Raw genomic sequence first — 21,852 nt, 5'->3', positions numbered from 1 at the left:
TGGTCACGGGTTCGAAACCGCCGAGTAACCGGCTACATATGTGGCGTCCTGCATAGTGTCTCATCGCGTCGGCGGATCGGACCAGGGATATACGTCACAGCCGTTTCAGGGCCTATGTACCGAAAGGGTGTCACGAAAAGACCGAGAGGCCCCTTTGAGGGGCCTCTCGGTCTTCTTCCGGGATACGAAATCCGCACCCGCCGGGCACGGATTCGCCCTCACCTCCCGCGGGGCTACAACGCGGCCCCGAAGAGCATGCCGAGCCCGTACGTGACGGCCGCGGCGGCCCCGCCCAGGACGAGCTGACGCATACCGCTGAAGAGCCAGCCGCGGGCGGTCACCCGGGCCACCAGGGCGCCGCAGGCGAAGAGCCCGAGGAGCGCGAGCAGCACGGCCGGCCAGAGCACGGTCGCCCCGAGCAGATACGGCAGGACGGGGAGGAGCGCGCCGAGCGCGAAGGAGCCGAAGGACGAGACGGCGGCGACCATCGGCGACGGCAGGTCGTCCGGGTCGATGCCGAGCTCCTCGCGGGCGTGGATCTCCAGCGCCTGCTCGGGGTCCTTCGACAGCTGCATCGCGACCTCGCGGGCGAGCGCGGGCTCGACGCCGCGGGAGACGTAGAGCGCGGCGAGCTCCTCCATCTCGTCGACCGGGTGCTTGCGCAACTGTCGGCGCTCGACGTCCAGTTCCGCCTGGACGAGCTCGCGCTGCGAGGCGACGGAGGTGTACTCGCCGGCCGCCATGGAGAAGGCGCCGGCCGCGAGGCCCGCGAGGCCGGTGATGACGACGGTCCCCGAGGAGACCGCGCCGCCGGCGACACCGGTCATCAGGGCGAGGTTGGAGACGAGTCCGTCCATCGCGCCGAACACCGCCGGGCGCAGCCAGCCGCCGTTCACGTCGCGGTGCGTGTGGTTGTCGCGGTGGGCCTCGTGCAGTGGCGCCTGAGCTTCGATGATGGACATGGCTCTCCCCTCGTTCCGGCGGGCCGGGATGCACCCGCCGCCCCCAACACGTCGAAAATACGCCCGCTGTAAGGGGCGCGCCAGCAAGGCAGGCCGTACTTACTAAGGCCCGCCTCAGTGAGGGCAACCCAACCTGGCGGGATGTCAGCCGGGTGACAGAGACGTTTCTTCGGCGAGTTCGCGGCCCGTGGTGGCACAGATCCAGGCATCGGGGCGCCGGTGTCGGCGCCCCCGTCGAGGAAGGGGCGCGAGATGGTGACCAGCACGGCCTGCGACACGCGTGAACGGGCGAGAGGAGCACTCCTCGGCCTCGCCGTCGGCGACGCGCTCGGCGCGCCCGCGGAGAACATGCGGCCCTCCGAGATCCGCCGCCGCTGGGGCCGCATCGAAGGCTTCGTGACGGACAGCCCGGCGGGCACCGACGACACGGAGTACGCCATCTTCTCCGGCCTGCTCCTCGCCCGGCACGGCTCCGCCCTCACCGTCCACCACGTCGAACGGGCCTGGCACCACTGGATCGCCGACCTCGACGAAGGCCCCTTCCGCGGCGCGGGCTTCTCCGAGCGCGGCACCCTGGAGAACCTCCGCCGGGGCCTGGCGGCCCCCATCTCCGCCCAGCACCGCCACGCGTGGAGCGACGGCCTCGCGATGCGCGCGGCGCCCTTCGGGGTGTTCGCGGCGGGCCGCCCGGCGGAGGCGGCCCGGCTGGTCGCGATCGACGGCAGCGTCAGCCACGACGGTGAGGGCATCTACGGCGGCCAGGCGGTGGCGGCGGGTGTGGCGGCGGCGATGACGGGAGCCACCGTCACGTCGGTGATCGCGGCGGCCCTGTCGGTCGTCCCGATGGACTCCTGGACGGCCCGCTCGCTGCGCCGCGCGGTCGTCGCGGCACAGCGCGTCCAACCGGACCCGCTCACCCGCGAACGCCAGGTCCGCTCGGCCGTCGTCATCGGCGGCTACCCCTGGACGGACCTGGCCCCGGAGGCGGTGGGCCTGGCGTTCGGCGCGTTCGCGGCGGCCCGGGGCGACTTCCGCACGGCCGTCCTCACCGCCGTCAACATGGGCCGCGACGCCGACACGACGGCGGCGGTGGCGGGCGCGCTGGCCGGCGCGGCGGGCGGCACGGGCGCGATCCCGCCCGACTGGGCCGCGGCCATCGCCCCGGTCAGCGGCAGCTGTCTCCCCTCCATGCGCGGCTACCACGTCCTGGACGTCGCGGACCTCCTCACCCCGGAGGACGAGACCTGATGAACCCGGACCCGACGACGCCGGCCCCGACGACTACGGGCGCCGCACCAGCTGCGGACGCTACGGGTGCCGCACCGGCTGTGGGCGCTACGGGTGCCGCACCGGCTGTGGGCACTGCGGGTGCCGCACCGGCTGTGGGCACTGCGGGCGCCACACCAGCTGTGGGCGCTCCGACTGCCACCCCCGCTGTGGGCGATCGTCCCGCAGGGCGAGGGGGGTCCCCCCTGCTCGAGCGAAGCCGAGAGCTTGGGGGAGGGTGGGCACAGCCCCCGATGCCGGGCACCGTCCCGGCGGCCGATGCCCTGCGGGACCCTGCACCGGTGCCGGGCGGCACCTCGGCGGTCGGTACGCTCCAGGCCCCCGCCCCCGACCACGGCACCGCCCCGGTGCGCGGCACCGGCTCCTGGGGTGGCGGCGCCCACGAGGCCCCGGTGCCGGGCGCGCAGAGCGAGCCCCGCCCCGGCCGCGACGCGGTCGAGGGCCTGCTCCTCGGCATCGCCGCAGGCGACGCCGCCGGCTGGCCCGCCGCGAGGCACCGCGCCGCCCGCATGCCCGAATGGACCCGCCGCCTCACCCGCGAACTCGACACCTTCGCCGAGCAGAACGCCACGACCACCCTCCCCGTCCCCATCGCCCTCAACCAGCCCCCCGAACCCCTCCGTCTCGGCCCCTCCGACGACGCCGAGTGGGCGGTCTTCACCGCCGAGGCCGTCCTCGCCGCCTCCGGCCCGGTCTTCGCCGGCCTCCCCCAGGACCGCCGGCTCCGCGCCGCCGTCGACCTCGCCTGGAACGCCCTCGCCGGACAGGTCGCCGCCGCGGCCGACCGCGCCCCCGAGGTCGAGTCGGCCGTGCTCCCCCTCCGCGCCCGGATCTCGGTGCGCGCGGGCCTCGGCAACCTCGCCACCGGCCTGCGCCCGCCCGCCACGGGCCACGACAACCCGCACTACTTCGACGACGCGGCCTGCGTCCGGGCCGCCGTCCTGGCCCTGGTCCACCCGGGCGATCCCCACGCCGCCGCCGAACTCGCCGAGTTCGACGCCCGGTACACGCAGGACGGCGACGGCGTCCACGGCGCCCGGGCGACGGCGGCGGCCGTCGCCGCGGCCCTCGGCGGGGCGGCGGTCGACGAGGCCGTCGCGGCGGCGCTCGCCGAACTCCCTCCCGCCACCGAGATCGGCCGCAACGCCCGTCACGCCGTGAAGCTGGCCCAGGCCGCCGATTCGGCCTTCGAGCTCGTCCCGCTCCTGGAGCACCAGATCGTGGACCACGTCTACAGCTACGGCATCGCCGCCGCCGAGACCGTCCCGGTCGCCCTGGCCCTCGCCACCGCCGCCCGGGGCGAGATGACGGCGGCGGTACCGGCCGCCGCCTGCCTCTCCCGGGTCGCCGACTCGGCCCCGGCGCTCGCGGGCGCGCTCACCGGCGCGCTGGGCGGCGGCCGTTCGGTCCCGGTGAGCTGGCGCGAGGCGTGCAGGACGCTCGCGGGCTGCGCGCTGCCCCGGCTCGCGGGTACGGACCTGGTGGAACTCGCCGGGTTGCTCGGAGCCACGGAACCGGCCACCCCAGGTGGACAATTCCGACATGACACCCACACTGGATGACCGGATCACCGGCAGCCTCCTCGGGGCCGCCGTCGGCGACGCGCTCGGCGGCCCCGTCGAGGGCTACACCCCCGAGCAGATCCTGGAACGCCACGGCGGCCGCGTCACCGGGATCGTCGGCCCCTGGAACGGCGACGACTGGCGCACCGCCCGCCCCATCGCGCCGTACCACAAGGGCGACGGGCACGTCACCGACGACACCTTGATGACCCACGCGCTGATCCGGGTGTACGAGAAGGTCCGCGGCCACCTCGACGCGTACGCGGTCGCGGACCACCTCGTCCCCGAACTCATGGGCTCCCCCGTCTGGATCCCGGAACTGGAGGCCGAGGCGCTGCCCCTCCAGCGGATCTTCCTCGCCGAGAAGTGGATCGTGACCCGGCTCCACTACGGCCACGTCGACCCGCGCGAGGCCGGCAACGGCAACGTCGTCAACTGCGGGGCGGCGATGTACATGGCGCCCGTCGGCCTGGTCAACGCCGCCCACCCGGCGGCCGCCTACGCCGAGGCGATCGACCTGACGGGCGCGCACCAGTCCTCCTACGGCCGGGAGGCGGCGGGTGTCTTCGCGGCGGCGGTCGCGGCGGCCTGCGCACCGGACGCCACGCCGGCGTCCGTGGTCGAGACGGCCCTGGCCCTGGCGAAGGACGGAACGCGCGCGGCGATCGAGGCGGTCGCCGAAGTCGCCTCCGCCCACACGGACTTCGAATCCGCCCTCACCCCCCTCCGCAAGGCTGTGGCTCCCTTCGACACGGTCGGCCCCGACTACCGCGCGCCGTCCCTGGGCGCCCGCCGCCCCTCCCGCCTCCACGCGATCGAGGAACTCCCCATCGCCCTCGGCATGCTGCTCGTCGGCGAGGGCGACTTCCGGCGTACGGTCCTGGGCGCGGTCAACTACGGCCGCGACTGCGACTCGATCGCCACGATGGCGGGCGCGCTCGTGGGCGCGCTGCACGGCGAGCCGGCCGTCCCCTCCGAGTGGGCGAAACAGGTGGCGGAGGCGAGCCGCCTGGACCTGCACGCCCCGGCGAGGGCACTGTCCCAAGTGGCCCGGGAGATCTTCGCCCGGGACACGGAAGCGCGCCGAGCCCATGAATCGGCCTTCGCGACGCTGACGAGCGGGGACCGGTGACCCTCCGCCTGACCTGGGTCCAGCCGGAGGACCTGGTGGGCCACGAGCTCCGCCAGGCGGCGGAGGACGGCCGCGACGCGAGCGGCCTCGCGGCCCGCTGGAAGGCAGCGGGCGGCCCACCCGCCCCGGAGACGGCCGGGGCGTCCCCGGTCCCCCGCCCGGACCTCCGCCCTCTGGCCGAAGACCTCCTGGACACCCTGGCGACCCTCCCCTCCCCCCTCTCGACCGAGGAGCCCACCACCCTCCCCGAGATCCAGGCGTCGGCGGTCCCCGCGCCCGCGCCGATCTCGGCCCGCGCGGGGGCGGCCGGTGCCCACCCCCGTGTGGGCAATCGTCCCGCCGGGGCAGGAGGGGTGGGCACACGGGACGGCGCCCCTTGCCGCGCCCAGGCTTCCGCGCCCGAACCCGCACCCGTACGTGCGGCGCCGTCGTGGGGTGGTGCCCACCCTCCCCCAAGCTCTCGGCTTCGCTCGAACAGGGGGGACCCCCCTCGCCCCGCGGAACGCCTGCCCACAAGCCGGCCCGGCGAGGGCGAGGGCGAGGGCGCGGGCCCACAACCCGGCCGGGCAGCGGGCCGACTCGCGAGGCCCAAGCCGGGGAGCACCCCCCTCCGCAACCGTCTCCACGCCGCCTGGCTCGGCCGCGCCGTCGGCTGTCTCCTCGGCAAGCCCGTCGAGAAGCTCCCCCTCCCCGCCATCCGCGCCCTCGCCCGCGCCGCCGGCAACTGGCCGCTCACCACCTGGTTCACCGCCCGCGGCGTCCCTGCGGAGCTGCTCGCCGCGCATCCCTGGAACCGCCGCTCCGCCGCCACCTCCCTCGCCGAGAACATCGACGGCATGCCCGAGGACGACGACCTCAACTACCCCCTCCTCAATCTGCTGCTCCTCCAGCGGTACGGCCGCGACTTCACCACCGCCGACGTCGCCCGCCTCTGGCTCGACGAGCTCCCCGCCGGCCGCACCTTCACGGCCGAGCGCGTCGCCTACCGCAACCTCCTGGACGGCGTGGAGCCTCCGCTGACCGCCGTCCGCCGCAACCCCTTCCGCGAGTGGATCGGAGCCCAGATCCGGGCCGACGTCCACGGCTGGACCCACCCGGGCGACCCGGCGGCCGCCGCCGCGCAGGCGCACCGGGACGCGGTGCTCACGCACACCGCGAACGGCGTCTACGGGGCCATGTTCGTCGCCGCCGCCCTCGCCACCGCGGCGACCGGCACCGCCGACGTCCACCAGGCGCTCGCCGCCGGCCTCGGGGTGATCCCGCCGCGCTCGCGCCTCGCCGGGGCGGTCCGCCTCGGCATCGAGACCGCCCGCGCCCACCCGCGCGCCGACGAGTTCGACACCGTCGTCGACCGGCTGCACGCCGAACTCGGCGGGTACCACTGGGTGCATGCCGTCCCCAACTCCGCGCTGCTCGCCGCCGCCCTCACCCACGCCGACGGCGACTTCTCCCGCTCCGTCTGCGCGGCGGTCTCGGGCGGTTGGGACACCGACTCCAACGGCGCCACCGCCGGCTCGCTCGCCGGGCTGCTCGCCGGGCATCCGGACCGGCTGCCGGAGCGCTGGACCTCCCCTCTCAAGAACCGGCTCGCGACCTCGGTGCCGTCCTTCGACGGCATCGGTTTCGACACCCTGGCCGAACTGACACACCTGGAGGCAGTACGCCCATGACCAGCATCGTCGTGCTCGGCAGCACGAACATGGATCTCGTCGTCTACGTGCCGCGGACCCCCGCCCTCGGTGAGACGGTCACCGGCCGCTCCTTCCGTACGATCCCCGGCGGCAAGGGTGCCAACCAGGCCGTCGCCGCCGCCCGCGCGGGCGCCGAGGTGGCGATGATCGGCGCGGTCGGCGCGGACGACTTCGGGCCACGGCTCCGCTCCGCCCTGGAGCACTGCGCGGTGGACACCGACCTCCTGCGCACCGCCGAGGGCCCCTCCGGCACCGCTCATGTCGTCGTCGACGACGAGGGCGGCAACGCGATCGTCGTCGTCCCCGGCGCCAACGGCACCGTCACCTCCCTCACCCACGGCGACGAGGCCCTCATCGGCACCGCCGACGCCCTGCTCCTCCAGCTCGAACTCCCCCTCTCCGTCGTCGTCGAGGGCGCCGTCACCGCCCGTCGGCTCGGCGTCCGCACCGTCCTCACCCCCGCTCCCGCACAGCCGCTTCCGCCGGAACTCCTCGCCGCCACCGACCTGTTGGTGCCGAACGAGCACGAGGCCGCCGCGCTCACCGGGCTCACCGACCCCCGCGAGGCCGCCCAGGCCCTGCTGCGGGACGTTCCCGAGGTGGTCGTCACGCTGGGCGCGGCCGGCAGCCTGTACGCGGTGCGCGGCGCCGAGCCGGTCGCCGTGCCCGCGCCCCGGGTCCGGGCCGTGGACACCACGGGAGCGGGCGACACCTTCGTCGGCGCCCTCGCGGTGGCCCTCGGCGAGGGCCGTCCCGCCCCGGAGGCCCTGGCCTGGGCGCAGACGGCCGCCGCGCTCTCCGTCCGGCGCGAGGGCGCGTCGACCTCGATGCCGTACCGCGTCGAGATCGAGGACGCCTTCCGCTCCCCCGGCATCCTGGAGGCCGACGCCGTATGACCGTCCACGCCCCGGCCACCCCGCCGGACCCCACAACCCCCGAGAACCCCACGGCGCCCCTGCACGGACTGCGCGTCCTGGATCTCGCGACCCTCTTCGCCGGCCCCCTCGCGGCCATGATGCTGGGCGACTTCGGCGCCGACGTCGTCAAGGTCGAGCATCCCCGCAAGCCGGATCCGTCCCGCGGCCACGGCCCCGCCAAGGACGGCATCGGCCTGTGGTGGAAGGTCCTCGGCCGCAACAAGCGGGCCATCACCCTCGATCTGTCCTCGCCGGGCGGCCGCGACACCCTCCTCGCCCTCGCCACGGACGCGGACGTGATCGTGGAGAACTTCCGGCCGGGCACCCTGGAGCGCTGGGGTCTGGGCTGGGAGGAGCTGTCCACCGTCAATCCGCGTCTGGTCCTGGCCCGGGTCACCGGCTTCGGCCAGTTCGGGCCGTACGCCCACCGTCCCGGCTTCGGCACCCTCGCCGAGGCGATGAGCGGTTTCGCCGCCATCACCGGCGAGCCGGACGGCCCGCCGACGCTGCCGCCCTTCGGCCTCGCCGACTCGATCGCCGCCCTCGCCACGGCGTACGCGGTGATGACCGCGCTCACCGCCAGGACGACGACCGGACGCGGCCAGGTCGTCGACATGGCGATCATCGAACCGATGCTCTCCGTCATCGGACCCCACCCCCTCTGGTACGACCAGCTCGGTTACGTCCAGCCCCGGACCGGCAACCGCTCCCGCAACAACGCCCCGCGCAACACCTATCGGACCGCCGACGGCTCCTGGGTCGCCGTCTCCACCTCCGCCCAGTCGATCGCCGAGCGGGTGCTGCGGCTCGTCGGCCGTCCGGAACTGATCGACGAGCCGTGGTTCGCCGACGGCACGGGCCGGGCCGAGCACGCGGACGTCCTCGACGAGGCGGTCGGCTCGTGGATCGCCCGCCGCACCCGCGACGAGGCGATGGCGGCCTTCGAGAAGGCGGAGGCGGCCATCGCCCCCGTCTACGACGTCCGGGACGTCGTGGACGATCCCCAGTACCAGGCGCTCCGCACCGTGACCGAGGTGCAGGACCCCGAACTCGGCCCGATCAAGATGCAGAACGTCCTCTTCCGCCTCTCCGAGACCCCCGGCGCCATCCGCTGGGCCGGCCGGCCGCACGGCGCCGACACCGGTGCCGTCCTCTCCGAACTCGGCCTCACCCCCGCCGAGATCGACGCCCTCCGCGAGCAAGGAGCGGTATGAGCCCCCTCAGCGGCCCCGCGGAGGACGAACGGACGCGTGCCGGCGAACCCGCCGACGCGCCCTCCCCGGCACGCCCCCTCGCCCCCCTCACCTGGCTGTACGCCCCCGGCGACCGCCCCGAGGTCGTCCGCAAGGCCCTGTCCTCCGGCGCCGACGTCGTGATCGTCGATCTGGAGGACGCGGTCGCCCCGCAGCGCAAGGCGTACGCCCTCGACGCCACGGCCGATCTCCTCGCGGACGTCCACCCCGTCCCGGTCCACGTCCGCGTCCACACCCCGCGCGACATCCCCACCCTGGCCCCCCTCCCCGGCCTCTGCGGTCTCCGTGTACCCAAGGTGACACACGCCACTGACATCCACCGGATCGCCCGCCTCGCCCCGGGCCTGCCCCTCTATCCGCTCCTGGAGAACGCCCTCGCCGTGGAGCACGCCTACGCCATCGCCACCGCCCATCCCTCCGTCCGCGGCATCGCCCTCGGCGAGGCCGACCTCCGCGCCGACCTGGGGGTGCGGGAGGACGGCGGCCTCGACTGGCCGCGCGGACGCGTGGTGGTCGCGGCCCGCGCGGCCGCCCTCCCCCCGCCGGCCCAGTCCGTCCACCCGGACGTCCGCGACCTGGAAGCGCTGGCGGCCGGCTGCGCCCGGGGCCGGGCCATGGGCTTCTTCGGCCGGGCGGCCATCCACCCCCGTCAGCTCCCGGTCATCGAACGCGCCTACTTCCCCACCCCTGAGGAGGTGGACGCGGCCCGTGAGGTCGTCGAGGCGGCCGCGACCGGGCAGGGCGCCCTCGCCCTCCCGAACGGCCGCTTCGTCGACGCGGCGGTGGTGGAGGGCGCCCACCGGGTCCTCTCCCTCGCGGCCCGCGCCGGCTGACCCGTACCCCCGCATGCGAAAGGGCCGCCGGGACCTCTCGGTCCCGGCGGCCCTCGACGTACGGCCGGTCAGCTCTTGGCGGCCGACCCGGCGCCGTGATCGGCGCCGTCGTCCTCGGTCTCCCTGGCCTTATCCCCGGGCCCGGCGGCCTCGTCCCCGGACCCGGCGGCCCGGTCCTCGGGGTCGCGGGCCCGGTCGGCGGTCCCGGCGGCGTCGGTGACCTCGGCGGTCCCGGCGCCCTCGACGGCGTCCGTCTTCTCGGCGGCCTTCTCCGCGGCCCTCGGTTCCACGATCTCCTCGCGGCCCGGCCGGAGGCGGGCCGAGACCACCAGGTAGACGACGGCCAGCAGGCCGACGACGATCGCGGTCCACACGTTGAGCCGCAGGCCCAGGATGTGGTGCGCCTCGTCGACGCGCAGCGCCTCCGTCCACACGCGGCCCGAGCAGTACGCGGCGACGTACAGGGCGAAGGCCCGCCCGTGGCCGAGCTTGAAGCGGCGGTCGGCCCAGATGACGAGGAAGCCGACGGCGACGTTCCACAGCGACTCGTACAGGAAGGTCGGGTGGTAGAGCCCGGCCTCGCGGTTCGTCCCCTCGGTGATCTTCAGCGCCCACGGCACGTCGGTCGGCTTGCCGTAGAGCTCCTGGTTGAACCAGTTGCCCCAGCGGCCGATGGCCTGGGCGAAGGCGATGCCGGGGGCGATGACGTCCGCGTACACGGGCAGGGAGATCCCGCGCCGGCGGCAGCCGATCCAGGCGCCCACCGCGCCGAGCGCGATGGCGCCCCAGATGCCGAGGCCGCCCTCCCAGATCTTGAAGGCGTCGACCCAGTTCTCACCCTCGCTGAAGTACAGCTGGTAGTCGGTGATCACGTGGTAGAGGCGTCCGCCGACGAGGCCGAAGGGCACCGCCCAGACGGCGATGTCGGCCACGGTGCCGGCGGTGCCGCCCCGGGCGATCCAGCGCTTGTTGCCGAGCCAGACGGCGACGAAGACACCGATGATGATGCAGAAGGCATAGCCGCGCAGCGGGATCGGTCCGAGGTGGATCACGCCGGTCGACGGGCTGGGAATGTAGGCAAGGTCCATGACAGGACCGACGCTACCCTGCCGGGAGGGCAGGACGGCAGCCCACCCGGCAACTTCTGGGTAACCAATCCGGCGGGCTAGCCCGCCGACGGGGAGGCGGTGCCCGGCTTCTTGCCCTTGTTGGCCTCGGCGACCCACTTCTTCAGGTTCGCCGGGGAGATCTGCTCGTTCCCCTTGGTCGGGAAGATCGATTCTCCGTTGAGGAGGACGGACGGGGTGCCGCGGAAGCCGCCGTTCTGGAAGGCCTCGTGCGACTTCTTCACCCAGCTGTCGTGCGTGCCGTCGTTCACACAGCTGCGGAAGGTCGGCGTGTCGAGCCCCGGCACCTTCGCCGCCAGCTCGATCAGCTTGGCGTTCTTCCCGTAGGCGTCGTCCGTCTCCGGCGGCTGGTTGATGTAGAGCGTGTCGTGGTAGGCGGTGAACTTCCCCGCGTCCTGGGCGCACGCCGCCGCGTTCGCCGCGCGCAGCGAGCCGCTGCCGCCCATGTTCCCGTCGATGAGGGTGGCGAGGTGGTAGTCGACCTTGAGCGCGCCGGAGGCCTCGAGCTCGTGGACGGCGTCCCGCATGACGTTCTCGAACTGGGCGCAGGCCGGGCAGCGGAAGTCCTCCCAGACAGCGAGCGTCGACGGGGCGTCCGCCCTGCCCGTGGGGATGGCGGGCTTGCCGTCCTCGTCCGTCGCCGCGGTCGGCGCGACCACCGGGCCCGCCTTGTCCGATCCGCTGTTCTTGTCGCCGCCCGCGGCGATCACGCCGACGACGGCGGCCAGGCCGAGGACGCCGACCACGGCCGCCGACACGATCAGGACGCGTCGCTGCTTCTCGCGGGCCCTGTCGCGCTCGCGCTGCTGCTGGAGGCGCTCCCGCGCGCTCCGGTTACCGTCACCACGGTTCTTCTCGCTCACGCCCCAGGCAACGAACCGGGGAGGCACATCCGCGCCTCCCCGGTCCCAGATCCACCCGATCGGGCTACGAGGCGCGGCGGACGCCCTCGGCGAGTTCGGCCGCCAGTTCCCTTACGGCGGTGAGCCCGGCCGCCTCGTCGCCGTCGGCGTCGAGGATGCGCTGCACGAAGGCGGAGCCGACGATGACGCCGTCGGCGAAGCCGGCGACCTCCTTCGCCTGCGTGGCGTTGGAGACGCCGAGGCCGACGCACACGGGCAGTTCAGAGGTGGCGCGGGTGCGGCGGACCAGGTCGGCGGCCTGCTCGCCGACCGACTCGCGGGTGCCGGTGACACCCATGAGCGAGGCGGCGTAGACGAAGCCGGAGCCGGCGGCGGTGATGGTGGCGAGGCGCTCGTCCTTGCTGCTGGGCGCGACGACGAAGACGGTCGCGAGACCGTGCTTGTCGGCGTGCTCGCGCCAGACGGCGGACTCCTGGACCGGCAGGTCGGGCAGGATGCAGCCCGCGCCGCCGGCCTCGGCGAGCTCCTCGGTGAAGCGCTCGATGCCGTACCGGTCGATCGGGTTCCAGTACGTCATGACGAGGACCGGCTTGCCGGTGGCCTCGTGGGCCTCGCGAACCGTCCGCATGACGTCGGCGATCCTCACGCCGCCGCGCAGCGCGATGTCGTCGGCGGTCTGGATGACCGGCCCGTCGAGGACCGGGTCGCTGTGCGGGAGCCCGACCTCGACCACGTCGGCGCCGCCGTCGAAGACGGCCTTGATCGCGGCGATCCCGCCGTCGACGGTCGGGAAGCCGGCCGGCAGGTACGCGATGAGCGCGGCCCGGTTCTCGGACTTCGCCGCGGCGAGGGTGTCGCTGAGCAGCTGGATGTTGCCGGTCACTTCGCGTCCCCCTGGATCTCGGCGGTGTCCGCCTGGTTCGCGGCCACCTCGGCGTCGGTGTCGTACAGCCCGAAATAGCGAGCGGCGGTATCCATGTCCTTGTCGCCGCGCCCGGAGAGGTTCACGAGGAGCAGGGCGTCCTTGCCGAGCTCCTTGCCGACCTCCAGGGCCCCGGCGAGGGCGTGCGCCGACTCGATGGCCGGGATGATGCCCTCGGTACGGGAGAGCAGCCGCAGCGCCTGCATGGCGGCGTCGTCGGTGACGGCCCGGTACTCGCCGCGCCCGCTGTCCTTCAGGTACGCGTGCTCGGGGCCGATGCCGGGGTAGTCCAGGCCCGCCGAGATCGAGTACGGCTCGGTGATCTGGCCCTCGTCGTCCTGGAGGACGTAACTCCTGGAGCCGTGCAGGATGCCGGGCTCGCCGGCGGTGAGGGTGGCCGCGTGCTCGCCGGTCTCGACGCCGTGGCCGGCCGGCTCGCAGCCGATCAGGCGCACGTCCGCGTCGGGGACGAAGGCGTGGAAGAGCCCGATGGCGTTGGAGCCGCCGCCGACGCAGGCGATGGCCGCGTCGGGCAGACGCCCGGCGCGCTCCAGGATCTGGCGGCGGGCCTCCACGCCGATGACCCGGTGGAAGTCGCGGACCATGGCGGGGAAGGGGTGCGGGCCGGCGACGGTGCCGAACAGGTAGTGCGTCCGGTCCACGTTGGCGACCCAGTCGCGGAAGGCCTCGTTGATGGCGTCCTTGAGGGTGCGGCTGCCGGACTTCACGGCGACGACCTCGGCGCCGAGCATCCGCATCCGGGCCACGTTGAGGGCCTGGCGCTGGGTGTCGATCTCGCCCATGTAGATCGTGCAGTCGAGGCCGAAGAGGGCGCAGGCGGTGGCCGTGGCCACGCCGTGCTGGCCGGCGCCGGTCTCGGCGATGACCCGCGTCTTGCCCATGCGCTTGGTCAGGAGGGCCTGCCCGAGCACGTTGTTGATCTTGTGCGAGCCGGTGTGGTTGAGGTCCTCGCGCTTGAGGAAGATCCGGGCGCCGCCGGCGTGCCCGGCGAACCGGGGCACCTCCGTGAGGGCGCTCGGGCGGCCGGTGTAGTCGACCATCAGACCGTTGAGCTCGCGGGCGAACTCGGGGTCGGCCTTGGCCTTCTCGTACTCGACGGCCACCTCGTCGACGGCGGCGACGAGGGCCTCCGGGATGAACTTGCCGCCGTAGGCACCGAAGTAGCCCTCCGGGCTGGGGACCTGGCCTTCCAGGTCCGGGATGAAGAACTCGCTGGACATGCGGATGCTCCTCGCGGGGCGGGTGCCCCGGGATACGTGGGGTTGGTGGTCACGGTATGCGCGCGAGCCACTCGCGTACGGCACCCCGCGCCCTCCGTTGTGGGCGCGCGCCCCGCCGTTGTGGGCAGTCGTTCCGCTGGGGCGGAACGGGTGGGCACAACGGAACGGCGCCCTTGCCGGCGCCAGAGGCTCCCGCGCCTGAACCCGCACCGGCAGGTACGGCGCACGCGTGGTGCGGGTCCAGGCCCGGAACGCGGAGGCGCCGCTGAGGGCGCCGTCCCGTGTGCCCACCCGTCCCGCCCTGCGGGACGATTGCCCACACGGGCGGGTGGGAGCCGCCCCGGCGGGCGCGGGCCCACACGGGGGGGGGGGGGGGACGGCGGGGTGCGGTACGGACGCCCGTCTAGGACGCTCAGGCGGAGGTGGTGTACGTGAGGAAGCGCGCGAGGCGCGGGCGCCATCGCATGCCGTTGACCTGACCCGGCTCGGAACCGATCACGTAGCGGACCCGGCGGCCGTGGACACGGCGGGCGGGCGCCCGGCAGCCGCGCGGCCGACAGCCGCGGGCCAGCGGGGCGTGCTTGGAGACGGGGGCGGCAGCGGTACGGAGCCGACTGCGGCGCCCCGGGGCGCCCGCGGGCACGACCGGGCCGCCCGGGGCGGGGCCCTGGGCGGTCGGTGTGGCGCGGGCGACGGTCATGGTCCGGTCAGCTCCGGCCGTGGCGGAGCGCCGGGTGGGCGCCGGCGGCGACGAGGTCGGCGACGGCGGCCTTCGGGTCGCGGCCGGTGACGAGGGACTCGCCGACGAGGACCGCGTCGGCGCCCGCGTTGGCGTAGGCGATGAGGTCGTGCGGGCCCCGGACGCCGGACTCGGCAATCTTGACGATGCGCGCGGGGATCTCGGGGGCGACGCGCTCGAAGGTGGAGCGGTCGACCTTGAGGGTCTTGAGGTCGCGCGCGTTGACGCCGATGATGCGGGCGCCCGCGTCGACGGCGCGCTGGACCTCGTCCTCGTCGTGGACCTCGACCAGCGGGGTCAGCCCGATGGACTCGGCACGCTCGATGAGGGAGACCAGCGCCTCCTGCTCCAGGGCGGCGACGATGAGGAGCGCGAGATCCGCTCCGTACGCCCGTGCCTCCCAGAGCTGGTACGCGGTGACGATGAAGTCCTTGCGCAGCACGGGGATGTCGACCCGGGCGCGGACGGCCTCCAGGTCGGCGAGCGAGCCGCCGAAGCGGCGCTGCTCGGTGAGGACGGAGATGACCGCGGCTCCGCCCGCCTCGTAGTCCGCGGCGAGACCGGCCGGGTCGGCGATCGCGGCGAGCGCCCCCTTGGACGGGCTGGAGCGCTTGACCTCGCAGATCACCTTGACGCCGTCCCCGCGCAGTGCGGCGACGCCGTCCTTGGCCTGCGGCGCCTTTGCGGCGCGCTCCTTGAGCTCGTCGAGGGTGACCCGCGCCTGTCGCTCTGCGAGGTCGGCGCGCACGCCTTCGATGATCTCGTCGAGCACACTCACGCGAGGGGCCCCCTTCCGGGACGGTGACGATGATGATGAACCAGGTTCAGCCACTTCGATCCTATCCGCAGGACGGCCCGGGATTCGCATCGGCCGGAGTCGCGTCCCATCTGCTGGGACTCCCCGTGGGATCTCCGCGGGCTCTCAGGGGGCCAGCGCGGAGCCGAAGGGAAGGTTCCTGACCAGGGTGAAGAGGGCGAGGACGGCCCCGATCCCCCACCACCAGACCGGGGAGACCGCGAGGCGCATGGGTACTGCGCGGACGGCGCGAACCAGCCATACCGCCATGACGACGGCGAAGATCCCGTAGCCGACGACGGCGAGGGCGTTGGCGCCGAGGGCGGCCGGGAGGTCGCCGTGGGCGAAGGCGTGGGCACTGCGGAGCCCGCCGCAGCCGGGGCAGTAGATGCCGGTGAAGCGGAGGAGCGGGCAGACGGGGTAGTGGCCGGGTTCGTTGGGGTCGACGGCCCCGACGTAGACGAACGCGGCGACGACCCCGGCGAGGGTGGCGACGGGCGGCGACAGCCGCCGCAGGAGCGACCGCGAGGGGGGCGGCGGCGGGGCGGGCGCGTAGCCCCCGTGCCAGACGGCGGCTCCCGGTGGTACGGGCGGCGCGCTCGGCGCCCCCGGCGCCGTCTCCGCGGCCCCCCGTGGCGTCGTTTCCGGCTCCGGAGGTGTCGTGGGATTCGGACGGGTGGGTTCGCCCGGGTGGGTGGGGGGAGTCTCGGCTTCGGTCGTCGGCTGCGCGTCCACGCGGTGATTCTCGCCCCTGACGCGCGAGGGCGCAGCCCGGCACGGCCGGACTGCGCCCTCGGGTGCGTCGTGTCGCGTCAGGCGCGGGACCGGGCGGTCGCGGTCGCGGCCTCGCGGGCGGCGGCGACATCGGCCGACTCCTTCGGCATGCCGAGGCCCGCCGCCTTCATCGCGCCGCCGACGATGCCGCCGAGGACGATGACGCCCACGCCGGCCCAGAAACCGGGCAGGTTGGCGGCCACCATGAAGACGCCGGCGATGCAGAAGCCGATGAAGGAGATGATGACACCGGTCCAGGCGGCCGGGGTGTGTCCGTGGGCGCTGCCCGCCATGAGTTGCTCCTCGTTGCAGTTGCTCGATGGTGAGGTCTCGCGTGCGCGGACACTCGGCGCTCATTGTCCCGCACGCGGGCGCGCGAGGATGAATCGGGGGTGCCGGGACGATCACGCGTCGCGGTCGGACCCCCCGCTCACGCTCCCTGCGTCGGGTCCTCGCCGCGGTCCAGGGCCTTCCACAGGTCCTCGGGCCGGTCGGGGTCGGTCGTGGGGCCCTTGCGGCCGGTGCGCGGGGCGCCGGAGCGCTCGTAGCGGCCGCCCATCGCCGGCCAGTTCTTGCCGAAGCGGAGGGCGAAGAGGCCGGCGAGCAGGATGAGGAGGGCGCCCGCGGCCGTCACGTACGGCCAGACGGTGTGGGTGAGGCCGGCGACGGCGGCGGCGGTGTCGCCGCTGATGCGGGCGGCCTCGGCGTCGAGCGCGGCGCTGTCGGAGGCGCCGAGGACCGCGGCGAGCGCGGCGCCCGCGCCGCTGAGCGCGAGGAGCGCGGCGACGAGCGTGCGCCCGGTGCGGCGGACGGCGAAGACGGCGAAGAGCGCGGCGAGGCCGACGATCGCGAGGGCGGTCGGCACGCCGGTGACGGTGCTGCCGTCGGCCTCGACGGGGACGCTGCCGCCGCCGACGGACGCGGTGCCCTCCGCCCAGATCTGGCCGGCGGAGAGCAGGACGACGGTGGCGCCGAGGGCGCCGAGGAGGAGGGCCGCGGCCAGGCTGCGGCGGCCGCCGGTGGGGACGGCCGCGCGGGCGGCCCGGGGCTGGGGTACGGGTACGGCACTCACGTACCCCACTATCCCTTACGTGCTCACTTGTCGTTCATCCGGTTGGCGGTGTGGACGGCGCGGAGCACGGCCGCGGCCTTGTTGCGGCACTCGTTGTCCTCGGCGACCGGGTCGGAGTCGGCGACGACACCCGCTCCGGCCTGCACGTACGCCGTTCCGTCCCGGAGCAGGGCGGTGCGGATGGCGATGGCGGTGTCGGCGTCTCCGGCGAAATCGAGATAACCGACACATCCGCCGTAGAGGCCGCGCCGGGAGGGTTCGAGCTCCTCGATGATCTGCATGGCGCGGGGCTTGGGGGCGCCGGAGAGGGTGCCGGCGGGGAAGCAGGCGGTGAGGACGTCGAAGGCGGTCCGGCCCTCGGCGACCTCGCCGGTGACGGTGGAGACGATGTGCATGACGTGCGAGTAGCGCTCGATCGACATGAAGTCGACGACTTCCACGGAGCCGGGCGTGCAGACCCGGCCGAGGTCGTTGCGGCCGAGGTCGACGAGCATGAGGTGCTCGGCGCGTTCCTTGGGGTCGGCGAGCAGTTCCTCGGCGAGGTCGTGGTCCTCCTGCGGGGTGGCGCCGCGGTGCCGGGTGCCGGCGATGGGGTGGAGCATGGCCCGCCCGTCCTCGACCTTGACGAGGGCCTCGGGCGAGGAGCCGACGACGTCGAAGCCGTTCTCGAAGCGGAAGAGGTACATGTACGGGGACGGGTTGGTGGCCCGCAGGACCCGGTACACGTCGAGCGCGGAGGCGGCGCAGGGGGTCTCGAAGCGCTGCGAGGGCACGACCTGGAAGGCCTCGCCTGCCCGGATGCGCTCCTTGATGTCCTCGACGGCGTCCTGGTAGGCGGGTCCGCCCCAGAGGGCCGAGAACTCGGGGAGGGCGGATTCCGGCAGGGCGGCGGGGACGGTGGCGACGGGGCGGGCCAGGTCGGCCTGCATGGCGTCGAGGCGGGCGACGGCGTGCGCGTACGCCTCGTCGACGCCGGTCTCCAGGTCGTTGTGGTTGATCGCGTTGGCGATCAGCAGGACCGAGCCGTCCCAGTGGTCGAGGACCGCGAGGTCGCTGGTGAGGAGCATGGTCAGCTCGGGGAGCTTCAGGTCGTCGCGGCCGTGCTCGCCGATCTTCTCCAGGCGGCGGACGATGTCGTAGCCGAGGTAGCCGACCATGCCGCCGGTGAAGGGCGGCATGCCGGAGGAGAGGTCGCGCGGGGTGTGGAGGGTCTCCACGGTGGCGCGCAGGGCGGCGAGCGGGTCGCCGTCGGTGGGGACGCCGACGGGCGGGGTGCCCAGCCAGTGGGCCTGCCCGTCCTCGACCGTCAGGGTGGCGTCGCTGCGGACTCCGATGAAGGAGTAGCGGGACCAGCTGCGGCCGTTCTCCGCGGATTCGAGGAGGAAGGTGCCGGGGCGCTCGGCGGCGAGCTTGCGGTAGAGCCCGACCGGGGTGTCGCCGTCCGCGAGGAGCCTGCGGCTGACGGGGATGACGCGGCGATCGGCCGCCAGCTTGCGGAAGGTCTCGAGATCCATGGCACCGGACCTTACTGGGATACGGGGAGCACGTCGGAGTCGAAGCAGGTGCGGGTGCCGGTGTGGCAGGCGGCGCCGACCTGGTCGACCTTGACGAGGAGGGTGTCGGCGTCGCAGTCGAGGGCGACGGACTTGACGTGCTGGACGTGCCCGGAGGTGTCGCCCTTGACCCAGTACTCGCCCCGGCTGCGGGACCAGTAGGTGCAGCGGCCGGTGGTGAGGGTGCGGTGGAGGGCCTCGTCGTCCATCCAGCCCAGCATCAGCACCTCGCCCGTGTCGTACTGCTGGGCGATGGCGGGGACCAGGCCGTCGGGGCTGCGCTTGAGGCGGGCCGCGATGGCCGGGTCGAGGTCGCTGGGGGTCCGGGGCGTGCTGCTCATGGGGCCATTGTGCCGCCCTCGGGGGTGGTGTCCGGCCGGGCGTCCACTGGGCGGACCGCGCGCACCGGTCGTACGCTGGCGGACATGTCGACCCATGCGAAACGTGAACGGCTTCTGCTCGCCGATCTGTTGGAGGCGGCGGGCCCGGACGCCCCGACGCTCTGCGAGGGCTGGCGGACCCGGGACCTCGCGGCCCATGTGGTGGTGCGGGAGCGGCGTCCGGACGCGGCGGCGGGTTCCCTCGTGCCGGTGCTGAAGGAGCGGCTCGACCGGGTGCAGGCGGAGTTCGCCGACAAGCCGTACGAGGAGCTGGTCCAGCTCATCCGCACGGGCCCGCCGCGGTTCTCGCCGTTCACCATCAAGCAGGTGGACGAGGGGGCGAACGTCGTCGAGTTCTACGTGCACGCGGAGGACGTCCGCCGGGCCCAGCCCGACTGGTCGGCCCGCGAGCTGGACCCGGTCTTCGCGGACGCCCTCTGGTCCCGTCTGGAGCGGATGGCCCGGATCCTGGGCCGCAAGGCCCCGGTGGGCCTGGTGCTGCGCCGTCCGAACGGGCAGACGGCGGTGGCCCACCGCGGCACCCCGGTGGTGACGGCCTCCGGGGAGCCGGGCGAGCTGATCATGTACCTGTACGGCCGCCAGGACGCGGCGAAGGTGGCGCTGGAGGGCGAACCGGAGGCGATCGAGCGGCTGCGGGAGACGAAGCAGCTGGGGATCTGAGCCAGGGCCTGTCCGGCGGATCGAGGTCGGAGAGGGCCGCGGCGTCCGGTGCATGAGGCCTCCCCAGGCCCGCCAGGGCCGAGGGGGCGCGTCGCAAGGCGCCGGAGCGCCTCGACAGCGGAGCCGTGGGGGCGTTTCGGCAACGCGGCGAGGCGCCGTGCCGGGCGTCGCGGCCTCGACCGTGATCCGCCGGACACGCCCTAGCGGGGCAGTTCGGCGCGGCGGAGCGCGGGGACGGCGAGGGTGAAGAGGCCCGCGAGGGCGCAGACCGCCGCGCTCACGACGTACACCGGTCCGATCCCCCACAGCTCGATCGCCGCGCCCGTGAGCGGGAAGCTGAGCGGTGCGAGGCCGAGTGAGCAGAGGCTCGCGACGGCGGTGACGCGGCCGAGGTAGGCGGGGTCGCATTCGGTCTGGAGGAGGGCGTTGCACAGCGCGCCGGAGAGTCCGGCGAGCAGTCCGACGGCCAGGCCGACGGCGACCGCGACGGGCAGGTGGGTCGTGTACGCGAGGACCCCGATGGCGGTGGCGCCCAGCGTCATGGTCCAGCCGCTGACGGCTCCCGCGCGCGGGACGCGCCCCCGGACGGTCAGGAGCAGGGAGGCGGCGCCCGCGCCCGTACCGAAGCCGGCGAGGATCCAGCCGATGCCGGAGGCACCCCAGCCACGCTGGTCGGCGAGGACGGCGAGACCGACGTTGAAGGGGCCGGCGAAGCCGAGGTCGCTGAGGAGCACGACGATGATCAGCGGGCCGAGGACGCGGTGTCCGCGCAGGTAGCGCAGTCCGTCGGCGAGGTCGCGCAGGGCGGTGCCGTCGCGGGTGTCGTCCGTGGCGGGCAGCGGCCGGAGGCGGAGCGCGGACAGCAGGGGTATCGAGAGCGCGAAAAGGGTTCCCGCGACGCCGAAGGCCGTGGCCGGGCCGCCGAGGGCGACGGCGAGGCCGCCCAGCGGGCCGCCGAGGACGGAGCCGAGGCGGTGGGAGAGGCCGCGCATGCCCTGGACGCGGGCGAGCTGGTCGCGTTCGGCGATGCGGGGCGGGAGGGCGCCGACGGCGGGCAGGAAGAGGGCGTCGACGACGCCGAAGACGAGGGCGACGGCGGCGAGCGCCCCCAGGCCGGGCGAGGCGAGGAAGAGGGTCGCGGCCAGGCCGAGGACGACCAGGCAGCGGGCGGTGTCGGAGGCGATGACGACCCGGCGCGGGCCGAGCCGGTCTGCGATGACTCCCCCGCCGAGCATGAGCAGGGCACGGGGCACGGCGGAGACGGCCATGACGAGCCCGGCCTGGGCGGGTGAACCGCTGCTGACGGCGGTCCAGGAGAGGGCGAGGTAGTAGACGCTGTCGCCGAGCGTGGAGGCGGTGTAGGCGCCGAGCCAGCGCAGGACCTGGGGGTCGCGGTGGGCGGGGCGCTCCTTGGCGCCGAGGACGGTGGCGGTCATGCGCGATAGGGGAAGCCGTGGAGGTGGACGGCGACGTTCTCGCGGCCCTCGGTGTCGCCTGCGGCCTCGGCGGCGCGGGCCTGCTGGTCGTACTTCCGGAGGACGGCGTCCAGCTCGGCTCCGAGGGCGGCGAGCTCGTCCGAGGTGAGGCGCGGCAGCCATTCGGCGCTGAGGGAGGCGGTGCGCCACGCGTCGGACCAGGTGTGCCGCTCGTCGAGGAAGCGGGCGTACATCTGATCGCGCTGCTCGGCGATCGTACGGCCGAAGGCGGCGCTCGCGGCGGCGAGCTCGGGGGCGTCGCGGAGGTCCTCGTCGTGGATGCTGAAGCCGTACGAGCTCGGCTGCCACCAGCGCTCGCGGCCGTCCGCCGACTGGGTCTCGGCCTCCTCGATGAGGCCGTGCTCGGCGAGCTTGCGCAGGTGGTAGCTGACGAGTGAGACGGCTTCGTCGACCTGCTCGGCGAGCTGGGAGGCGGTGGCGGTGCGGGCCACGAAGAGGGCGCGGTAGAGGCGCATCCGCAGGGGGTGCGAGATGGCTTTGAGGGTGCCGAGATCGGCGATCCGGCGGTTCTCCGGCGAGGTCATGACACTGACCCTAGATACGAAAGAAAACTTGCGCAACGAAAATTGCG

At 74.3% G+C, this 21,852-nt stretch carries 22 protein-coding genes; 8 read left to right on the top strand and 14 right to left on the bottom strand.

What is annotated here, in order from left to right; translation table 11 throughout:
* Positions 1-233: 233 nt before the first annotated feature.
* Positions 234-962, bottom strand: a complete 729-nt coding sequence (locus tag BLW86_RS27955) for a VIT1/CCC1 transporter family protein (protein ID WP_093876597.1) — start codon at positions 960-962, stop codon at positions 234-236.
* A 252-nt stretch (positions 963-1,214) separates the two neighbouring features.
* On the opposite strand from BLW86_RS27955, the gene BLW86_RS27950 reads away from it, so the two are divergent.
* The 7 genes from BLW86_RS27950 (at position 1,215) to BLW86_RS27920 (ending at position 9,637) form a co-directional block, all read left to right on the top strand.
* Positions 1,215-2,210, top strand: a complete 996-nt coding sequence (locus BLW86_RS27950; RefSeq protein ID WP_093876596.1) for an ADP-ribosylglycohydrolase family protein — start codon at positions 1,215-1,217, stop codon at positions 2,208-2,210.
* 272 nt (positions 2,211-2,482) lie between these two features.
* Positions 2,483-3,811 (top strand): ADP-ribosylglycohydrolase family protein, encoded by a 1,329-nt coding sequence (locus BLW86_RS27945; RefSeq protein ID WP_256341451.1) that lies wholly within the window; start codon positions 2,483-2,485, stop codon positions 3,809-3,811.
* Entirely contained in the window at positions 3,792-4,943 is a 1,152-nt protein-coding gene (locus BLW86_RS27940; RefSeq protein WP_093876595.1) for an ADP-ribosylglycohydrolase family protein, read from the top strand. The genes BLW86_RS27945 and BLW86_RS27940 overlap by 20 nt, the downstream gene beginning before the upstream one ends.
* Positions 4,940-6,613 carry an ADP-ribosylglycohydrolase family protein gene (locus BLW86_RS27935; RefSeq protein ID WP_093876594.1) on the top strand — a complete coding sequence of 558 codons (1,674 nt, stop codon included), beginning with the start codon at positions 4,940-4,942 and terminating at the stop codon, positions 6,611-6,613. The genes BLW86_RS27940 and BLW86_RS27935 overlap by 4 nt, the downstream gene beginning before the upstream one ends.
* Complete coding sequence (gene rbsK, locus BLW86_RS27930; RefSeq protein WP_093876593.1) at positions 6,610-7,530, top strand: ribokinase; 921 nt, start codon at positions 6,610-6,612, stop codon at positions 7,528-7,530. Before BLW86_RS27935 ends, rbsK begins: the two co-directional genes overlap by 4 nt.
* Entirely contained in the window at positions 7,527-8,765 is a 1,239-nt protein-coding gene (locus tag BLW86_RS27925; protein WP_093876592.1) for a CaiB/BaiF CoA transferase family protein, read from the top strand. Before rbsK ends, BLW86_RS27925 begins: the two co-directional genes overlap by 4 nt.
* Positions 8,762-9,637, top strand: coding sequence for an HpcH/HpaI aldolase/citrate lyase family protein (locus BLW86_RS27920; RefSeq protein ID WP_093876591.1), 876 nt, complete (start codon positions 8,762-8,764; stop codon positions 9,635-9,637). The genes BLW86_RS27925 and BLW86_RS27920 overlap by 4 nt, the downstream gene beginning before the upstream one ends.
* Positions 9,638-9,705: 68 nt before the next feature.
* Here BLW86_RS27920 and lgt read toward each other — a convergent pair whose 3' ends face one another.
* From lgt to hisI, 11 genes are all read right to left on the bottom strand, one after another.
* Positions 9,706-10,725, bottom strand: a complete 1,020-nt coding sequence (gene lgt, locus BLW86_RS27915) for a prolipoprotein diacylglyceryl transferase (RefSeq protein ID WP_093876590.1) — start codon at positions 10,723-10,725, stop codon at positions 9,706-9,708.
* Between the two features lie 77 nt (positions 10,726-10,802).
* Positions 10,803-11,627, bottom strand: coding sequence for a DsbA family protein (locus BLW86_RS27910; RefSeq protein WP_093876589.1), 825 nt, complete (start codon positions 11,625-11,627; stop codon positions 10,803-10,805).
* A gap of 64 nt (positions 11,628-11,691) precedes the next feature.
* A complete protein-coding gene (gene trpA, locus BLW86_RS27905) occupies positions 11,692-12,510 on the bottom strand; it encodes a tryptophan synthase subunit alpha (protein ID WP_093876588.1) in 819 nt (272 codons plus the stop codon).
* Positions 12,507-13,790 (bottom strand): tryptophan synthase subunit beta, encoded by a 1,284-nt coding sequence (gene trpB / locus BLW86_RS27900; protein ID WP_093876587.1) that lies wholly within the window; start codon positions 13,788-13,790, stop codon positions 12,507-12,509. The genes trpA and trpB overlap by 4 nt, the downstream gene beginning before the upstream one ends.
* 412 nt (positions 13,791-14,202) lie before the next feature.
* The gene (trpM, locus tag BLW86_RS44100) at positions 14,203-14,490 is read right to left on the bottom strand and encodes a tryptophan biosynthesis modulator TrpM (RefSeq protein WP_093876586.1); all 288 of its coding nucleotides are present in this window, start codon (positions 14,488-14,490) and stop codon (positions 14,203-14,205) included.
* 7 nt (positions 14,491-14,497) lie between these two features.
* Positions 14,498-15,307, bottom strand: coding sequence for an indole-3-glycerol phosphate synthase TrpC (gene trpC, locus BLW86_RS27890; RefSeq protein ID WP_093876585.1), 810 nt, complete (start codon positions 15,305-15,307; stop codon positions 14,498-14,500).
* A 144-nt stretch (positions 15,308-15,451) separates the two neighbouring features.
* A complete protein-coding gene (locus tag BLW86_RS44095; RefSeq protein WP_371129613.1) occupies positions 15,452-16,060 on the bottom strand; it encodes a DUF2752 domain-containing protein in 609 nt (202 codons plus the stop codon).
* 77 nt (positions 16,061-16,137) lie between these two features.
* Positions 16,138-16,392 (bottom strand): HGxxPAAW family protein, encoded by a 255-nt coding sequence (locus BLW86_RS27880; RefSeq protein ID WP_093876584.1) that lies wholly within the window; start codon positions 16,390-16,392, stop codon positions 16,138-16,140.
* A 137-nt stretch (positions 16,393-16,529) separates the two neighbouring features.
* A complete protein-coding gene (locus BLW86_RS27875; RefSeq protein WP_093876583.1) occupies positions 16,530-17,180 on the bottom strand; it encodes a TIGR02234 family membrane protein in 651 nt (216 codons plus the stop codon).
* A gap of 14 nt (positions 17,181-17,194) precedes the next feature.
* Positions 17,195-18,685 (bottom strand): anthranilate synthase component I, encoded by a 1,491-nt coding sequence (locus BLW86_RS27870; protein WP_093876582.1) that lies wholly within the window; start codon positions 18,683-18,685, stop codon positions 17,195-17,197.
* A gap of 11 nt (positions 18,686-18,696) precedes the next feature.
* The gene (gene hisI / locus BLW86_RS27865) at positions 18,697-19,065 is read right to left on the bottom strand and encodes a phosphoribosyl-AMP cyclohydrolase (RefSeq protein WP_093876581.1); all 369 of its coding nucleotides are present in this window, start codon (positions 19,063-19,065) and stop codon (positions 18,697-18,699) included.
* 84 nt (positions 19,066-19,149) lie between these two features.
* Here hisI and BLW86_RS27860 point away from each other — a divergent pair, with 84 nt between their 5' ends.
* A complete protein-coding gene (locus BLW86_RS27860) occupies positions 19,150-19,785 on the top strand; it encodes a TIGR03085 family metal-binding protein (protein WP_093876580.1) in 636 nt (211 codons plus the stop codon).
* Positions 19,786-19,985: 200 nt separating this feature from the next.
* Here the strand turns inward: BLW86_RS27860 and BLW86_RS27855 are convergent, their stop codons facing one another.
* Together BLW86_RS27855 and BLW86_RS27850 are read right to left on the bottom strand one after the other, a co-directional pair.
* Positions 19,986-21,221: an MFS transporter gene (locus BLW86_RS27855; protein ID WP_093876579.1), complete on the bottom strand. Its 1,236-nt coding sequence runs from the start codon at positions 21,219-21,221 to the stop codon at positions 19,986-19,988.
* The gene (locus BLW86_RS27850) at positions 21,218-21,805 is read right to left on the bottom strand and encodes an ArsR/SmtB family transcription factor (protein ID WP_093876578.1); all 588 of its coding nucleotides are present in this window, start codon (positions 21,803-21,805) and stop codon (positions 21,218-21,220) included. The genes BLW86_RS27855 and BLW86_RS27850 overlap by 4 nt, the downstream gene beginning before the upstream one ends.
* Positions 21,806-21,852: the final 47 nt, after the last annotated feature.

Source organism: Streptomyces sp. TLI_105 (genome assembly GCF_900105415.1).
Taxonomy (GTDB): Bacteria; Actinomycetota; Actinomycetes; order Streptomycetales; family Streptomycetaceae; genus Streptomyces.
This window is presented reverse-complemented; position numbering and strand designations above follow the sequence as displayed.

Excerpts from the sequence above, each read along its gene's own strand:
- BLW86_RS27880 (WP_093876584.1), bottom strand. The coding sequence starts at position 16,392 with ATGGCGGGCAGCGCCCACGGACACACCCCGGCCGCCTGGACCGGTGTC.
- BLW86_RS27870 (WP_093876582.1), bottom strand. The coding sequence starts at position 18,685 with ATGGATCTCGAGACCTTCCGCAAGCTGGCGGCCGATCGCCGCGTCATC.
- rbsK (WP_093876593.1), top strand. The coding sequence starts at position 6,610 with ATGACCAGCATCGTCGTGCTCGGCAGCACGAACATGGATCTCGTCGTC.
- BLW86_RS27855 (WP_093876579.1), bottom strand. The coding sequence starts at position 21,221 with ATGACCGCCACCGTCCTCGGCGCCAAGGAGCGCCCCGCCCACCGCGAC.
- BLW86_RS27925 (WP_093876592.1), top strand. The coding sequence starts at position 7,527 with ATGACCGTCCACGCCCCGGCCACCCCGCCGGACCCCACAACCCCCGAG.
- BLW86_RS27945 (WP_256341451.1), top strand. The coding sequence starts at position 2,483 with ATGCCGGGCACCGTCCCGGCGGCCGATGCCCTGCGGGACCCTGCACCG.
- BLW86_RS27860 (WP_093876580.1), top strand. The coding sequence starts at position 19,150 with ATGTCGACCCATGCGAAACGTGAACGGCTTCTGCTCGCCGATCTGTTG.
- BLW86_RS27940 (WP_093876595.1), top strand. The coding sequence starts at position 3,792 with ATGACACCCACACTGGATGACCGGATCACCGGCAGCCTCCTCGGGGCC.
- hisI (WP_093876581.1), bottom strand. The coding sequence starts at position 19,065 with ATGAGCAGCACGCCCCGGACCCCCAGCGACCTCGACCCGGCCATCGCG.
- trpB (WP_093876587.1), bottom strand. The coding sequence starts at position 13,790 with ATGTCCAGCGAGTTCTTCATCCCGGACCTGGAAGGCCAGGTCCCCAGC.
- trpM (WP_093876586.1), bottom strand. The coding sequence starts at position 14,490 with ATGACCGTCGCCCGCGCCACACCGACCGCCCAGGGCCCCGCCCCGGGC.
- lgt (WP_093876590.1), bottom strand. The coding sequence starts at position 10,725 with ATGGACCTTGCCTACATTCCCAGCCCGTCGACCGGCGTGATCCACCTC.
- BLW86_RS27920 (WP_093876591.1), top strand. The coding sequence starts at position 8,762 with ATGAGCCCCCTCAGCGGCCCCGCGGAGGACGAACGGACGCGTGCCGGC.
- BLW86_RS27850 (WP_093876578.1), bottom strand. The coding sequence starts at position 21,805 with ATGACCTCGCCGGAGAACCGCCGGATCGCCGATCTCGGCACCCTCAAA.
- BLW86_RS27950 (WP_093876596.1), top strand. The coding sequence starts at position 1,215 with ATGGTGACCAGCACGGCCTGCGACACGCGTGAACGGGCGAGAGGAGCA.
- BLW86_RS27955 (WP_093876597.1), bottom strand. The coding sequence starts at position 962 with ATGTCCATCATCGAAGCTCAGGCGCCACTGCACGAGGCCCACCGCGAC.